Origin of the sequence: Burkholderia sp. AU18528 (assembly GCF_002223215.2) — a bacterium.
In the GTDB taxonomy this organism is placed as follows: Bacteria; Pseudomonadota; Gammaproteobacteria; order Burkholderiales; family Burkholderiaceae; genus Burkholderia; species Burkholderia semiarida.
Genome location: NZ_NKFC02000006.1, coordinates 1,883,053 through 1,900,165 on the forward strand (window position 1 = coordinate 1,883,053; position 17,113 = coordinate 1,900,165).

Annotated in this window: 7 protein-coding genes; all 7 read right to left on the minus strand. The window is 72.1% G+C overall.

Annotated features, from left to right (window positions below; translation table 11 throughout):
* Position 1 precedes the first annotated feature (1 nt).
* Positions 2–265 (minus strand): hypothetical protein, encoded by a 264-nt coding sequence (locus CFB52_RS25305; protein ID WP_059640820.1) that lies wholly within the window; start codon positions 263–265, stop codon positions 2–4.
* Positions 265–2,448: a TonB-dependent siderophore receptor gene (locus CFB52_RS25310; RefSeq protein ID WP_218964208.1), complete on the minus strand. Its 2,184-nt coding sequence runs from the start codon at positions 2,446–2,448 to the stop codon at positions 265–267. Before CFB52_RS25310 ends, CFB52_RS25305 begins: the two co-directional genes overlap by 1 nt.
* Before the next feature lie 146 nt (positions 2,449–2,594).
* Entirely contained in the window at positions 2,595–4,358 is a 1,764-nt protein-coding gene (locus CFB52_RS25315) for an ABC transporter ATP-binding protein (RefSeq protein WP_099317751.1), read from the minus strand.
* On the minus strand, positions 4,355–6,082 hold the full coding sequence (locus CFB52_RS25320) for an ABC transporter ATP-binding protein (protein ID WP_099317752.1): 1,728 nt from the start codon (positions 6,080–6,082) through the stop codon (positions 4,355–4,357). Before CFB52_RS25320 ends, CFB52_RS25315 begins: the two co-directional genes overlap by 4 nt.
* Positions 6,079–7,131: a Gfo/Idh/MocA family oxidoreductase gene (locus tag CFB52_RS25325; protein WP_099317753.1), complete on the minus strand. Its 1,053-nt coding sequence runs from the start codon at positions 7,129–7,131 to the stop codon at positions 6,079–6,081. Before CFB52_RS25325 ends, CFB52_RS25320 begins: the two co-directional genes overlap by 4 nt.
* Entirely contained in the window at positions 7,128–12,605 is a 5,478-nt protein-coding gene (locus tag CFB52_RS25330) for a non-ribosomal peptide synthetase (RefSeq protein ID WP_099317754.1), read from the minus strand. Before CFB52_RS25330 ends, CFB52_RS25325 begins: the two co-directional genes overlap by 4 nt.
* Positions 12,602–16,993, minus strand: a complete 4,392-nt coding sequence (locus CFB52_RS25335) for a non-ribosomal peptide synthetase (protein WP_099317755.1) — start codon at positions 16,991–16,993, stop codon at positions 12,602–12,604. The genes CFB52_RS25330 and CFB52_RS25335 overlap by 4 nt, the downstream gene beginning before the upstream one ends.
* Positions 16,994–17,113 lie beyond the last annotated feature (120 nt).

The following is a 17,113-nucleotide window of genomic DNA, read 5'->3' on the forward strand; positions in this document are numbered from 1 at the left end:
GTCAGCGTCCTCCCCAGATCACCGCGCACGGCACGAGCACCGCGAGCCACGCACCCGCGCGCCACGCGGCCTGCCGCCAGCCGGGGGCGACGAGCACCCACAGCAGCGCGGCGACGCTCGCCACGAGCGTCATCAACACGGCCGCATAGAGCCGGTTCAGGCCGTCGCCGGGGTAATGACGGGCCAGCGTCACCGCGAGCGCGGCCGCACCCGGCAGCACGCCGCCGATCGCGATCGCCGCCCGCGCGCCCCAGCCGGACGCCATCAGAATTGGCCGCGTACGGTCAGCATCACGTTGCGCGGTTCCCCGTAACGGTTGTTCCAGCCCGGCTGGCTCAGGCTCAGGTAGTAGTTCCGGTCGAACAGGTTGTTGACGTTGAGCGCGGCGCTCCAGTGCTTGTCGTAGCGGTAGCCGAGCCGCACGCTCGCGAGCGCGTAGCCGCCCTGGCGCATCGTGACGCCGTTCGCCTGCGCCGAATAACTGCTCTGCACCTGCACGCCGCCGCCGATGCTCCAGCGCCGCTCCTGCCAAGGCAGGTCGTAGTTGGTCCACAGCCGGAACAGGTGGCGCGGGTTCAGCAGCGGCGCGAACGTGCCCGCGTTCGCGAGGTTGTCCGCATAGCGCATCGTGTCGTACGTGTAGCTCGCCCATACGCTCCACCACGGCGTGATGCGGCCGTTCGCCTCGAATTCGAAGCCCTGGCTGCGCACGCTGCCGCCGTTCACGTAATAGCAGCTCGGCCCCGCGCACGGATGCGCGAGATCGACCTGCGGGTTGTTGTCGAGATCGATGCGGAACGCCGCGAGCGACACGTCGAGCTTGCCGCCCGCCAGTTCGCCCTTCACGCCGGTTTCATAGGTGCGCCCCTTCACCGGCGTCAGGATGCCGCCGCCCCACATCGACTTGGTCTGCGGCTGAAACACCTCCGCATAGCTCGCGTACCACGACCAGTCGCGCGCGAAATCCCAGATCAGCCCGCCATACGGCGTGAGCTGGTGGCCGGTGTTGTAGTGCGCGCCGAGACTGTCCTGGTTCCACCAGCTTATCCGGCCGCCGAGCACGAGCGTCACCGGTTCCGCGAGCTTGATGCGGCCGAGCCCGTAGACGCCCTTCTGCGAAATGTCGTTCTGCTGCGACTGCTGGTACGGCCCGATGCCGGGCTCGGGCACGCTGCTCGGGTTCCAGCGGTACACGTTCACCGGCGTGCCGGCCACGTTGCCGAGCAGCGGCGCCGTCATCTGCCCGCTGCTGCTGTTCGCATACGTGATGCCGAACAGCAGGTCGTGCGTGAGCCCGAACGCATGCACGGGGCCCTGCACGTTCGCATCGACGCTGCGGCTGTAGCTGCTGAACCGGTACGCGGCGCCGGTCAGCCGGCCGCCGGCGCCCGTCGCCGGATCGATCGCGCCGAACGAACCCGCGTACTTCAGGTCCGAGCGCACGCTCTGGTATTCGCCGCTGACCTTCGCCTTCCAGCCGGCGCCGAGCTTCTGTTCGACCGACGCGAACGCGCGCGTCGTGTCCCAATTGAAGCGGCCCCACGCGGTGTCGAGGAACGTCGAGCGCGACAGGCCGAGGCTCGACCCGTCGCGCGCCATCGGCACGCCGGACATGTCGGGCACCGACGACGTCGTCTGGTACTGCGCGCCGAACGTGAGCAGCGTGTCGCGCGTCACGTCGACTTCGGTGACGCCGTAGATCGAACGCGTGTCCTGCTTCGCGTGGTCGTAGAAGAAGTGGCGATCCTCGTACGCGGCGACGAGCCGGCTGCGCACGGTGCCGGCCGCATTGAGCGGGCCGCCGATGTCGGCTTCCGCGCGATAGCGGTCCCAACTGCCGACGCTCGCGGTCGCATGCGCGGAGAACTGGTATTGCGGACGCTTGCGCACGAGGTTGACGGTCGCGGCCGGATTGCCCGAGCCGTGCAGCAGCCCGTTCGCGCCGCGCAGGATTTCCACGCGCTCGTACACCGAGATGTCCTGCGGCGCGCTCGCCATGTCGCCGATCACGACCGGCACGCCGTCGAATTCGAACGAATCGACCTTGAAGCCGCGCACGAAGTACGCGGTGGTGAGCAGCACGTAAGGCTGAACGGTCACGCCGGCCGACTGCTGCATCACCTCGTCGAGCGAGAACAGGTTCTGCTGGTCGATCCGCTCGCGCGTCGTCACGCTGACCGACTGCGGAATCTCGCGCAGCGCGAGCGGCATCTTGCCGACCGTCGCCACCGACGGATCGTCGGCCACGCCCCGCGATGCGTTCACCGCAATCGCCTTCAGCTCGCCCGCGGCAGGCGGCGCGGCGCCCGCCTCTTCCTTGCGGACTTCCGCGCCGCCCGCCGGCGCCGCATCGGCGAACGCGGCCGCCGGGTGCGCGGCGATCAGCAGGCCGAGATACAGCGACGGACGCCAGCGCCCGAAACGGGCGACGCGCGCGCCCTTCATCATCGATCTCCCAGGTTCCCGTACCTCGTACCGCATTCACGCCCCCGTATTTGATAATCATTCTCATTATCAATTAGAACCGGCAGGCGATTTTTCGATCGAGGGGCTTTTCCTATCGATTCCGGGCACGGCGGCCCGCATTGTTCACGTCACTGTTCGGATTCGGCCGGACGGGTTTCCTCGCCCCGGCCGGCGGGCGGCGCCCCGTCGGGCGGCTGGCCGGCGCGGGCGAACGTCGCGTACCACGCATCGGTCTCGATCAGTTGCGCATGCGTGCCGGTCGCCCGGATGCGGCCCGCGTCGAGCACGACGATCGTGTCGGCGGCCGCCGCGAGCGCCGGCTGGTGCGTGACGACGATGCGCGTTCGCTGCCCGCGCAGCGCGACGAGACTGTCGCGCACGCGCCGCGCGCTCAGTTCGTCGAGGCTCGCGGTCGGCTCGTCGAACATCAGCACCGGCGCCCGCGCGAGCAGCGCCCGCGCGAGGCACGCCCGCTGGCGCTGCCCGCCCGACAGCAACTGGCCGCCCGGCCCCACGTCGGTGTCGAGGCCGTCCGGCAGGCGCTCGGCGTCGCGCAGCAGGCCGACCGCGTCCAGCGCGGCGCGCAGCTGAGCATCGGTCGCATCCGGCCGCCCCATCCGCACGTTCCACGCGAGGCTGCCGCGAAACAGCCCGTTGTCCTGGAATACGAGGTTGCGCGTCGCGGCGAGCGTCGCCTCGCTCAGGTGCCGCACGTCCGAACGGCCGAGCAGCACGCGCCCGGCGCACGGATCGTCGAGCCGCGCGAGCAGGCCGAGCAGCGTGCTCTTGCCCGCGCCCGTGGGGCCGACAATCGCAACGAAGCCGCCCGCCGGACAATGCAGGTCGATCCCGTCGAGCAGCGTCGCGCCGCCGACCGACCGATAGCCGACACGCACCGCATCGACGCTCGCATCGTGTACCGGCGTGCCGCGCTCGGGGCTGTCGAAACGCGGTGCATGCAGCACCGCGAGCACGGTGTCGAGCGCGCGCCAGCCGCCGCGCAATGCCTGGTCGAGCTGCGTGAGCTGCGCGAGCGGCTCGATGAAGCGCACGAGCAGCACGAGCACCGCCACGGCCGTCGCCGCGTCGAGCCGGCCGGCCGCGACGGCCCACGCGCCGCCGACCAGCATCGCGACGAACACGCCCTGCACCGCGCCCGCGAAGCCGAGTTCGATCGGCAGCGAGCGCCGCATCAGCGCGCGCGTGCGGCGATGCCGTTCGTCGAGCGCGCGCTGCAGCGCCGCGCGCGCGTCGCCGTCCCGGCCCGCGAAGCGCAGCAATCCCTGATGCGCGGCGAAGGTCTGAAGCTGCACGGCCATGTCGCGATCGCCGGCGGCGCGCGCCTGTTCGAACGCGAGCGTGCGGGCGCCGCCACGCTCCAGCAGCGCGAACAGCAGCCCGGCCGCCGCCCCGAGGCACAGCGCGATGCGCCAGTCGATCCACGCGAGCCCCGCGACCACCGCGAGCGGCGTGACGACCGCGCCGATCAACGGCCCGAGCAGATGCGCGGGAATCGCCATCGCCTGCATCACCGGCCCACGCAATAACCCGGCCGGATGACTGTCGCGCACGGTCTGCCACGACGCGACGCGCGGCAGGTGCTGCACGAGGCGTTCGACGAGGCCGACGGCCAGCGCGCCGCCCGCGCGATAGCCGCGAAGCTGCGCGACGTACAGCACGAGCGCATGGCACAGCGTCAGCGCGCCGAGCACGGCCGTCCAGTGCAGCGCGGCCGCCTGCGCGCCGGCAAACCACGCGCGGATCAGCGGCACGAGCAGCAGCCCGCACGCGCCGTCGAGCAACGCGGCGGCCAGCGCCCAGCCCACGCCGCGCCACAGCGCGCGGCGCGTGTCGCGCGGCAGGCACTGCAAACGTTCGAGCGACTGCATCATCGTGCGGCCTCCCCGCCTGCGGCGCCGCGTTCGCGCCAGAGCCGCGCATACAGCCCGTGCGCGGCGAGCAGCGCCGCATGCGTACCGCGTTCGACGATGCGGCCGCGTTCCATCACGAGAATCTGGTCCGCGTGCCGGATCGCATCGAGATCGTGGCTGACGATCACGCGCGTGCGCGTGTCGGCGCGCAGCGCGTTGCGCAACGCGCGCCCGGTTTGCGGATCGAGCGCCGACGCCGGTTCGTCGAGCAGCAGCAACGGCGCGCGCGACAGCAGCGCACGCGCGATCGACAGCCGCTGCAGTTCGCCGCCGGACAGGCGCACGTCGCGCCCGCACACGCAGTCGTAGCCGCCCGGCAATGCGTCGATGCGTGCGTCGAGACAGGCCGCGCGCGCGGCGGCGCGAATCGCGTCGCGATCGGCATCGGGCCGGTACAGCGCGATGTTCGCGGCAATCGACACATCGTCGAGCGCCGTCGCTTGCTGGAACACCATCGCAACCTGTTCGCGGCGCGTCTGCGATGTGAGCCGCCGCAGATCGGCGCCGCCGAGCCGCACCGTGCCGCGATCCGGATCCATGAAGCGCGCGAGCAGCATCAGCAGCGTGCTCTTGCCCGCGCCCGACGGCCCGACGATCGCCGTGGTCGTGCCGGCCGCGATCGTCGCATCGATGTCGCGCAGGATCGGCTCGCCGTCGATGTCGACCTGCACGCCGCGCAGTTCGATCGACGCATCGCGCGGCACCTGCGCCGCGCTGTCGGCGGGTTCCTGCAGGCCCGGCTGCGCGAGCAACGCGTCGAGCCGCGCGGCGGCCGCGCGCGCCTCGCGCAACGCATCGGCGCCATGACCGAGCGCGCGCACCGGCGCCGCGATGGCCCAGACCAGCAGCGCGAACGCGCACAGCGTGCCGGCCGGCAACTGCCCGGCCGTCAGCCACGTCGCGCCGAACACGACCCACGCAAGCAGGAACGGCGTGCCGAGCAGCACCTGCGTGCTGGCGCCGAGCCCGCCGATGCGGCCGACCCACGCCGAGAACGCGTGCGAGAAATGCCCGGCCGACGCCAGCGCGGCCGCCTCGATGCCGGCGCCCGGATACTGCCGCACGAGCGCCGGATTCTGCGCGAGTTGCGCGTAGTCGCCCATCAATCGTTCGAGCGCCGCGTTGCGCGCCGCGAAGGCCGGCGCGAATCGCGCCGAGCGCATCCAGCGGAACAGCGCCGCACCGGCGGCGAGCGGCGCGAGCGCGAACGCGAGCAGCACAGGATTCAGGTAAAGCAGGCACGCGAGCGCCGCGCACGGCACGACGACGAGCTGCGTGAGATCGGCCGGCGCATGCGCGACGAGCTGATGCAGCGCGCGCACGTCCTGATCGACGTGGCGCGCGACGCGGTCGCTGCCCGCGCGCGCGAACCAGCCCAGCGGCAAACGTTGCAGATGATCGGCGAGGCGCTTGCGCAGGCGGTCGCCGAGATCGGCGTCGACGCGGTGCGTCAGGTGCAGCGCGACCGTCTGGCCGCCCAGCCAGCACGCGCCGGCCGCCACGGCGGCGACGAGCCAGCCGCGCGCGGCCACATCGAGCTGCGGTGCGACGCGCCATGCGTCGGCGAGCTGCGCGAGCGCGAGCCACGGCACGAGCGACGCGATGCCGGCCAGCGCCTGCAACGCCACCGCGGCGACGAGCGGCGCCGCGAACGGCCGCAACATCGAAAGCAGCGGCCCGTTCATGCGGCACGCTCCAGCAGCATGCCGAGCGTCGCGGCGCGCGCATCGCCCGGCGGCTGCTCCGGAAAACCGAGTTGCGCGGTCAACTGCTGCCAGACGCGCGCCACGTCGATGCCGCGCTGGTTGCACGCATGCAGCCTTTCGCCGGACACGAGCCGGTCGACCGCACGCACGGCGGCCTGCGGCCAGCTTCGCGCGTGAATCTCGCCCCACGTGTCCCGCGCGTCGTCGCAGATCTGGATGCTGGGCATGGTGTCGCCGGCCGGCTCGCCGAAGATCGGAAAGAGGCCGTCCTCGTCGGTCGCCGGCTCGCGCAGCCCGGGCGCCCACCACAGCGGGCCGTGCGGCGACGCGAGCGTCCAGGTGCCAGCGTCGGTCGTCAGCGTGATGCTGAACAACAGGCTCATCCGGCCGTCGTCGGCCGCCGCCATCTCGTTGTGCACGCGCAGCGACACCGGCGTTTCGGCGAGCACCAGCGCGCATTCGCGCATCGACGACAGCGCCGGCCCGATCGGTTCGACCGACCACGGCCCGACACCCTGCAACGCGGCCGCAAGCACGTCGAGCGCCGCGTAGCTCGCCTGCACCGAGCACGCCACATCCGCATGCACGGGCGCGCTCGTCTCGCGCAGCCGTCGCGCGACCGCGATGAAGCGCGCGACGACCGGCAGGTTCGGATAGAAGCTGTTGAGCAGGCAGCGGCGGCCCTGGCGCGACGCGGTGCGCAGCACGCCGTCCCATTCGTCGGGCAGCAGCGGATGCTCGATCACGACGTCGATCCCGCGTTCGAGCAGCCGGCACGCGAGCGCGGCGCCTTGCTCGCCGCGCGCCGCGCCGCCGACGGCGACGCAGGCGACGCGCACGTCGTCGGGCAGCGCTTCGACGCGGTCGAACACCGGCGCGCCGACGCGCGCGGCCAACGCCGCGGTGCGCGCGCTGCCCCGCCCGAGAATGCCGGCGACGCGATACGAACCGGACGCCGCGAGGCCCGCCGCATAGAACTGGCCGAAACGGGAGCCGGCCACGACGACCGGCAGCGGATGGACCTTCATCGTGCCTCCTTCAGGTGCGTGTCGACGAACGCGGCGTTCAGGCAGTCGAAATGACCGCCGGGAATATCGACGGCGGTGATGCCGCCGAGCGTCTGCGCCGTCCAGTAATCGGTGAGCGCCGCGCGCTGCTGCGGGATCAGCGGGTTGCAGCGCTCCGGCACGAACAGCCGCAGCGCGCCCGCATACGGCGCGTCGCCGGCCCAGTGGCACGCCTGCACCGAATGCATGAAGAGCCGGTAAAGCCGTTCGCGCTCGTCGAGCAGTGGATACGCAAGTTCGTCCTGCATCGACAGGCCGGCCGCCGCGCGCAACACGCGGCGGCGCAGCGCATCGAGCGGCTCGCAGCAATCGCCGAAGATCTCGAGCTGCGCCTGCAGGCTGCCGGGCGCGAGCCGCGCGGGGTCGGCCTTCAACGCGTCGGCGAGCGCGTCGGCCAGCACGTACGTTTCCGGGAAGCCGAGCGCATCGAGCGGCAGCCCGAGCGTCGCCGCGAAGTTGAACAGCACGAGCCGTTCGTCCTCGACCAGATACGGAATCCGGTAGCTCGACACGATGTCGAGCGTGCGCACCGCGACGCCGAGCTGCACCAGCGACTTCGCCATTTCGAGCGCGACCAGCCCGCCCGAGCAATAGCCGAGCACGTCGACCTCGCGCACGCCGCTGCGCCACAGCGCCTCCGCGTAGCGCCGGCCCAGCGTCGCGTTCAGGTGGCGCACCGGCAGGTCGAGGTAGTCCTGCGCGTCGCGCACCGCGAAGCCGAGCACCGGGCCGAGCCGCGCGAGCGCGGGAAGCACCGGACGATACGCATGCACGGTGCCGAGCCCTTCGTGCACGATCACGCGCGGCACGCCGTCGCCGGGCGCGAGCGGAATCGGGCGCACCGCCGCGCGCACGCGCGGCGCCGGCGCATGGACGACCACCGATGCAGGCGGGGTGCGCGAGGCGGCGCGCGCGGCCGTCGGCATCGCGCCCGCCGGCTGCGCGCTCGCATCGCGCAGGCATTGCGCGAACGCGGCCGGCGTCGGCTGCGCGAGCACCCAGCGCAGCAGCCGGTCGAACGGATGCGCATGCGCGAGCGGTTCCTCGCCGCGCAGCCGCGACACGAGCTGCGCGATCAGCAGCGAATCGCCGCCCGCGGCGAAGAAGTCCTGATCCGGCGAGACGTTGCGCGTATCGAGCACGGTTTCCCACAGGCCGATCAGCCGCGCCAACAGCGGATCGGCCGCCGGTGTGGGCGCCGGTCGGGCCACGGCCGGCGCCGGTTCTCGGATCTCGGCGATGCCGGCCAGCGTGCGGCGGTCGATCTTGCCGTTCGCGGTCACCGGCAAACGTTCGAGCACGCGCAGTTGCGACGGCACCATGTAGCCCGGCACGCGCTCGGCCACGAACGCCAGCAGCGCATCCGGCGCGAGGCGCGCCGCGCCGCGCTTCACATGCGCCAGCAGGATGTCGTAGCCGAGCGCGGCGAGCGGCGTGCCGGGCGCGACGCAACCGAGCGCGCGATCGCCTGCCTCCGCCTGCAGCCATTCGAGCCACTGCGCGTGCGGCACGAACAACCGCGCGGATGCGGCCCGCGCGTCGTCCGGCGTCTCCATCATCAGCGCCTGGCTGATGCTGATTTCCGGATGCTCGGCCGTCAGCTCCTGGATCACCCACCACGCGTCAGGCGCCGACAGCGCGCGCAAGCCGGCGATCAGCGCGACCGTGTCGCGCGCATTGTTCAGCGCGCCGGAGCTGATCGTCATATCGACCGAATGCGGCGCGATGCCCTGCGCGTCGCATCGCGCGTTCATGTCGAAGCGCACGAAGCGCATCCACGGATACGCGGCGAAACGCTCGCGCGCGGCTGCGAGGAAGTAGCTCGACACGTCGCTGAACAGGTAATCGATGCGCGTGCCGGCTTCGACGAGCGGCGCGAGCGCATCGACGATCGCCCGCGTCGCGGCGGCCGTGCCCGCGCCGATTTCGAGGATGCGCCACGCGCGCCGAGGCTCGCGCGCGACGACCGCCCGCACGGCCTGCGCCATCCCGCGATGCAGCGCGCGGGCGTGCTCGCCGTCGCTGTACATCGCTTCGGCGATATGCGCGGTGCCTTCCGGGAACATCAGGCCGGCCGGCGATACGCTGCCGTCGATCTGCGCATCGAGGCATCCCGCGCTGGTGCGGAAATAATCGACGAGGACGGCCGGCCACAGATCGGGCGATGCATGCTGCGCGAATGCATCCCAGCATGCGAGCGCGTCGACGACGCCGGCATCGGGCCGCATGCGCCAGCCGTCTTCGCCGTCCGCATCCAGCACGCCGTGCGCGACCAGCATCGCGAGCCAGTGGCGCAGCAGATGCCGTCGCGCCGCCGGCACACGCAGCCGCTCGCACAGCGTCGCGAAGCCGGTCGAGCCGTCGGCCGTCAGGCCGCCGGCCGGCACGATCCACGCGGCGAGCGACGCCACGCACGCCGTTTCGAGTTGCGCGACCGAGCGCGACACGTCCGCCTGCGCGGGCCAGCGCGCCGTGTCGAATGCCGCACGCACATGCGTCGCGATCTCGTGCAGCGCATCGTCCTGCGCCGACGGAGGCGCGTCCGCGCCGTGCAGCGACACGAAGCTCGCGAGCCGGCGCTCCGCGCCGTCGCCGAGCACGATCGTCGCGGCCGCGCCGACGAGCGGATGCGCGGTCAGCGCCGCGTCGATCTCGGCCAGCTCGATCCGGTAGCCGCGGATCTTCACCTGATCGTCCTGCCGGCCGAGGAATTCGAGCGAGCCGTCGGCCCGCACGCGCCCGAGGTCGCCGGTGCGGTAAAGCCGGCGCCCGTCCGGATGACGGATGAACCGTTCGGCCGTGCGCACGGGATCGTTCGCATAGCCCGTCGCGAGCCCGACGCCGCCAATGTGGATCTCCCCGCGCACGCCGGGCGGGCACGGCCGGCCAAGTGCGTCGAGCACTTCCATCGTCTGCCCGGTCAGCGCGCGGCCGTACGGAATGCTCGCGAGCTGCGTATCCTCCGGACGGATCGGATGCTCGATCGACCAGATCGACGCCTCGGTCGCGCCGCCGAGGCTGAACAGCGCGCTGTCGGGCCAGCGGCGCCACCAGCGGGCCGGCAGCGTCACCGGAATCCAGTCGCCCGACCACAGCACGCGGCGCGGGCCCGGCACGTCGAGCGCCGGCTCGCCTTCGAGGTAGTCGATCAGCATCTGTCCCTGGGCGGGCACCGAGTTCCACAGCGTCACGCGGTGGCGCGCCATCAACTCGGCCCAGTGCGACGGATCGTTGCCGCGCGCCGGGTCGGGCAGCACGACGCACGCCCCGCGCGCGGTCGCGCCGAAAAAGTCGTACACGGACAAGTCGAAGCTCAGTTCGGCCAGGCCCAGCACCACGTCGCCCGCGCCGACCGCATGCCGCGCGTTGATGTCGGCGAGCGTGTTGCACACCGCCGCGTGGCTCAGCATCACGCCCTTCGGCTCGCCGGTGGAGCCCGACGTGTAGATCACGTAGGCCAACGCATCGGGGGCGACGTCGCGCACGGCGCGCGGCGGCCATTGCGGATCGATCGGCAACGCATCGATATCGATGCGCACGCAACCATCGTGTTCGAACGCGAGCGCCTGCACGCTGACGACCGCGCGCACCCGCGCATTGCGCAGGATCGCCTGCTGCCGCAGCGCCGGCTGGCGGCTGTCGACCGGCACGTACGCGGCGCCCGCCTGGACGATCGCGAGCACGGCCGCGAGCTGGTGCGCGCACTTCGGCATCAGCACCGCGACGGTATCGCCCACGCCGACGCCGGCCCGTTCGAGCGCGCCGCGCAGCGCCGCCGCATGTTGCGCGACCTCGCGGTACGTGCGTGCGCCCCGCGCATCGATCACGACCGGCGCATCCGGCGTGCGCAGCGCCTGCGCGGCGAACCCGGCCGCGAGATGCGTATCGGCGTCCGGATGCACGTCGGCGACGGGCGCGGCGGACGGCAATACGATGTCGCCGGCGCGCGACCACCATTCGGCATCGTCGGCCAGCCGGCCCAGCAGCGCGACATACGCATCGAACATCGCGGACGGCATGCCGTGCGGAAACAAGTCGTCGCGCACGTCCCAGCCGATTTCCAGCCCGCCGAACTGGTCGGTCACCTGGCAGTCGAGCCACACCTGCGGCGTCTGGCTGATCATGTAGCGCGGCGGTTCGGCGCGCGCCGCGTGCTCGCCGAGCAGGCGCCCGACGCTGCCGATCCCGCTCGTGAACACCACCGGCATCAGCGCCGCATCCTTGCCGCGCCGCCGCGCGAGTTCGCGCATCACGTCGACGCCGGTGAACGCGCGATGGTCGAGATCGTCGAACATCCGCGCGCCGATCGCGCGGGCACGCTCGACGAAATCGCGCCCGTGCGTCGCGTCGACGGCGAGCAGGCTCAATGCGGTGAAATCGCCGAGCACCGCATCGATGCGCGGATGCACGGGCGGACGGTTCAGCACCGTCAGGTTCAGGCAGAACGCCGGCGCCTGGCTCCAGCGGCCGACGACCTCGGCGAACGCGGCCAGCGCGACGCTCGCCGCGCTCAGCCCGAAACGGCTCGCATGGCCGCTCAGCGCGGCCCATTGCGCGCGATCGAGCCGCGCATGCCGATGCGTGAAGCGCGGCCGCCCGTCGGCGCGCATCGCGGGCACGATCGGCAGATCGGGACGTGCGGGCAGATCGTCGAGCCGGGTGAGCCACCACGCCTTGTCGCGTGCATGGTCGGCACGCGTCGCGGCCAGCGCTTCATGCATCACATAGTCGCGGAACGTCGCGTCGAGCGGCGCCGGTTGCCATTGCGGATCGTCGTAACGACGCCGCCATTCGGCGAGCAGCAATTGCAGGCTCGCGTAGTCGATCAGCGTGAAATCCACGGACAGGTGCAGCACCGCGCCGTCCGGCCCGACGCTCACTTCCGGCTGCAGCACCGGCCAGCGGTCGAGCGCGTGCACCGCATGGTCGAGGCGCTCGCGCACGCGGTTCAGGTGGGCGTCGAATGCGTTCGCGTCGGCGTCGCGCAGGTCGTGCACGGTGAGCGGCTGCCACGGCACGTCGGGCAGCACGCGCTGCCATGCGTTGTCCTCGACGATCGCGCGCAGCATCGGATGGCGGGCGACGCATGCATTCCACGCGGCTTCGAAGCGCACGCAGTCGAGATCCTTCGGTTCGTCGTATTCGACGTACAGATGGCAGGCGCTGCCGCCGAAGTCGAATGATTCGTGCCGGCCGAGCACGTACGCGGCCTGTACCGGCGTCAGCGCGAACCGTTCGTACTGGTGCGCCGGATCGCTGCGCCACGCGCCGCCCTGAAGGAAACGGACGAACGCATCGCGTTCGGCCTTGATGCGCGCGGCGAGATCCGCGTCGAGCGCGCCGGCCGGCGCGCGATAACGCAACTGGCCGCCGTCGTCGCACCACAGTTCGATCTGCCGTTCGCGGCAGAGATCGAGCACGTCGTCGAAGCTCACAGCACGCCCTCCTCGATCGCCGCGAACGATGCGTCGCCATCGGCAGGCGCCGCAGGCGTCAGTGCGTCGAGCTGCGCCGCGAGACCGGCGAGCGTCGGCTGCCGGTAGAACGCGGCCATCCCGATCCGCACGCCGAGCCGCTCGCGCAGTTGCGCGAGCAGCCGTGTCGCGAGCAGGCTGTCGCCGCCGAGCGAGAAGAACGTCGCGTCACGCGCGTTCGCCGCCCGGCCGAGCGCCTGCTCCCAGCAGGCGAGCAATGTCGCGTGCCGATCGTCGGCCGGCACGAACGCGTCGTGCGCGGCCGGTGCGTCGCCGAGTGCGCGCGCGAGCGCGTCCCCCACCGCCCGGCGATCGATCTTGCCGTTCGCGTTCAGCGGCCAGCGCGGCGCCCACCACAGCGCATCGGGGCGCATCGCGTCGGGCAACCGGTCGCGCAGCCAGTCGGCCAGCGCCGCCTGCGCGATCGGCTCGCCGGTCCGGCGCGCATCGATGCACGCGAACGCCGCCGAGCGCCAGCTCCGCGCATCGACCGCAAAGCCGCATGCGTGCGCGGCCGCCGCAAGCGCGTCGTGGGCGAACGGCCGCGGCGGCGACGCATCGCCCACGACGCCCGCGACGAGTTCGCGCAGCGGCGAATCGCGCAGCACGTCGGCGAGCAGCAGGCGGCCGTCCCGCGCGAGCAGCGCGGCCGCGATCCGGAACGTGTCGCGCGGATCGTCGCGCAGGTGCGCCGCCGCGAAACTGATCACGCAATCGAATGCGCCGAGATGACGGGCGGGCAGCAAGCCGTCCTGCATCGTCTGCAACGCGGGCAGCGTTCGCGTGAAGCGCGCCCGGGCGTCGTGCAGCAGGCCGGGCGACACGTCGAACAGCGTCACGTCGAAACGCGGATCGTCGAGCACGCCGAGCCCCGCATCGAGCGCCTGGCCCGCGCGCGCATCGAGCACCGCGACGCGCAATGCCCCTGCGTGTGCCGCGGCCTGCGCGTCCAGCGCGGCGGCGAACGCGCGCAACGCGCGGGCGCCGTCCGGCAAACGCGTCGCGAACGCGAGCGGCGCCACGCACGGGTCCAGCGGCACGCGCTGCGCGGCGGTATCCGGATCGGCGGCGAGCGCGCGCAGCGTGGCCGTCAGCTCGTCGAGACCGGTTGCCTGCCAGTCGAGCCGATCGAGCGCCGCGTCGACGGCCATCGATGCGTCGCCGTTTGCGTGCCAATGCGCGCGCAGCGACGGCGGCAGACCCGCGCCATCATCGAGCAGCCGGCTGGCGACGGCGCGCGCGACGGCCGCTTCCGCCGGCATCGTGTCGGCCATGCCGGCCTCGGCGAGCGATGACGGCGCCGTGTCCGCTGCCGCGCGATCGGCCGGCACGAACGCCGCGACGATGCGCGCGGCCTCGCCGTGGACGACGCTCGCGCACGCGCCGTCGATCAGCGGATGCGCGGCCAGCGCCGCCTCGATCTCGCCAAGTTCGATCCGGTGCCCGCGCACCTTCACCTGCCGATCCTCGCGCCCGAGGAATTCGAGCGTCCCGTCCGGCCAGTAGCGGCCGCGATCGCCGGTGCGATACCAGCGCCCCGACGCGTGTTGCACGAAGCGCTGCGCGGTCAGCTCGGGATCGTTCCGGTAGCCGCGCGCGAGACTGTCGCCGCCGATCAGCAATTCGCCCGGCACGTAATCGGGCGCATCGCGCCCGTCGCCATCGACGACGCGATACGCCTGCCCCGGCAATGGCCGGCCGTACGGAATCGAACGCCAGTGCGGCGGCACGTCGTGCACCGTCTGCACGTTGGACCAGATGCCGGCCTCGGTCGCGCCGCCGAGCGCGTGGAACGCACAGGCATCGCCGCAGCGCTCGCGCAGCCGCGCCGGCAGGTCGAGCGCGATCCAGTCGCCGGACAGCAGCGCCGCGCGCACGCTGCGGCACGCGTCGCTCGCCGCCGGCACGGCCAGCGCCATTTCCAGCAGCGCGGGCGCCGAGTTCCACAGCGTCACGCGGTGCTGCGCGATCAGTTCGAGCCAGCGCGCCGCATCGCGCGCTTCGTCCTGCGTCGGCAGCACGAGTTCGGCGCCCGCCCCGAGCGCGCCGAACAGGTCGTACACCGACAGATCGAAATCGAGCGCCGACACCGCGAGCAGCCGGTCGTCCGCGCTCACACCGAGCAGCGCGTCGATCGCATCGATCGTGTTGATCGCCGCCGCGTGCGTCATCTCGACGCCCTTCGGCACGCCGGTCGAACCGGACGTGTAGATCACGTAGGCCGTCGCCTGCGGCGCGACCGCGAGCGGCGCGGCCAGCGGTGCATGCCGCAGCAACGCGGCGATGCCGACATGCGGCAGCGGCCCGTCCGCGCATGCGATGTCGCCGATCGCCGCTTTCACGCCTGCCGCGCGCTCGATCAACGCCTTGCGCGCGACCGGCTGCGCGACGTCGAGCGGCACGTAGCACGCGCCGGCCGCCAGCACGCCGAACACGGCCGCGACCTGCGCGGGACCGCGCGGCAGGCTGATCTCGACGGCATCGCCGTGCCCGATTCCGGCCGCCCGCAACCCGCCCGCGACCGCGAGCGCCTGCGCGGCCAGTTCGCCGCGCGTCACCGCGCGGTCGCCGCATCGCAGGGCCACGGCGGCCGGCTCGCGCGCGGCCAGCGCGAAGAAATCGTGATGCAGCGTGCGCGCGCGGCCGCAGGCCGGCAACGCGTTGAGCGTATCGCGCACGCGCCGCTGCGCGGACGGCAGCTCGACCGCGATCGGCCACCGCCAGTCGCGATCGCACAGCGCCTGCACGAACGCGACATACGCGCCGAACATCGCGTCGATCGTCCCGTCCGGGAACAGGCCTTCGACGCTGTCCCACGCGAGCAGCGCGCCATCCGGCACGCGATAGAGCTGATGGTCGAGCCATACCTGCGGCGTCTGCGAAATCATGTCGTGCAGATCGCCGAATACTTGCGCGAACGCGTCGGGCACGAACGATTCGTCGCCGAGGTTGCACGAGAACACGACGGGCGCCGCGCGCGGCATGCCCTGCCGACGGGCATCGCGCAGCACGTCGAGCGCCGGATACGCGGCGTGCGCGATCGCACCGTGCAGCCGCTGCTGAAACGCACGCACCGTATCGGCCGCGCTCGCATCGGCGCGCACGTCGCATTCGACGAGCAACAGCGTCGTGAAATCGGCGATCACGCGGCCCAGGTCGGGCGCATCGCCGTGCCGGTCGAACAGCGGCACGTTCAGCAGGAATGCCTGCCGGCCGCTCCAGCGCGCGAGCACGGCCGCGAACGCCGCGCCGAACACCGACGACAGCGTGACGCCGTGCTGCGCGGCGCGCGCCTGCAGGCGCGCGAGCTCGTCCGTGCTCAGCGTATGCGCGACGCGGCTGAAACGCGGCGCGCGGATCGTTTCCGGCGCACGGGCGAGCGGCAGCGCGGGCCCTTCCGGCAACGTCGCGAGCCGCGCCTGCCACGCGTCGCGCGCCGCGGCGCGTGCATCGCGCGTTTCGGCCGCGCGACGCGCGAGCCAGGCCGGGAACCACGTCGACGGCGCGGCGGGCAGCGCCGACGGCTCGGCATACGCGACGCCGATCTCCTGCATCAGCAGCCGCACGCTGTCGACGTCGGCCGCGAGCAGATCGACACTGAGCCACACGCGATCCTCGCCGCCGGGCATCTGCACGAGTCCCATCATGAACACTTGCGCGTGCTCGACGTCGAGGCATTCGTGCGACCGGAACGCACGCAGCGACACCCATTCGGCCTGCGCATCGGCCGCCGTCCGGTCGCGCCAGTCCGCATGCGCGAACACCGGCGCATTCGACTCGGCGATGATCTGCTGGCGGCCGCCGTCGAAACGCGCGCGCAGCATCGGATGACGCTCGCGCACACGCCGGCATGCGATGTCGAGACGAACGGGATCGATCGCGCGGCTGCGGAATTCGAGAAACGCGTGACAGCTCACGTTGCCGAGCACTTCGCCGTCGCAGCGGCCGAGCCAGTACGCCTGCTGCACCGCGGACAACTCGAATGGCGCGTGCACGTCGACCGCTTCGGCAGCGACGACGGCTTCCGCCTGAGCGGCTCGAGCGGCCCGAGCGACAGGCGGCGCACTCGTGAGCAACGCGGCCCACGCGCCGAGCGTCGGCGTGCGCGCGAGCGCATCGAACGTCAGCGCATGGCCGAGCCGGTTCAAGCGCGTCTGCAGATACATCAGCCGGATCGAATCGAGGCCGCAGCTCAGCAGGTCCTCGTCGTCGTCGAGCGACGCGATTTCATCGACGGATTCGTCGAGCAGCTCGGCGATCAGCTCGACGAGCCGCGCGCGAAAATCAGTAGGAGAACAACAGGAAGGATCGGAATGGTCGGTCGTGGAATCGACAACGGTCTGGCTCATGGGCACGCCTTGTATGGGTCGTTCGGCGGCGGCTCCGCGCGGCGGCGGCCACCTGTGAATGAGAATCTATCTCATTAACACCCATGCGCCCGGTCGATTCCTTTAGGCTGCCGGTCAGTT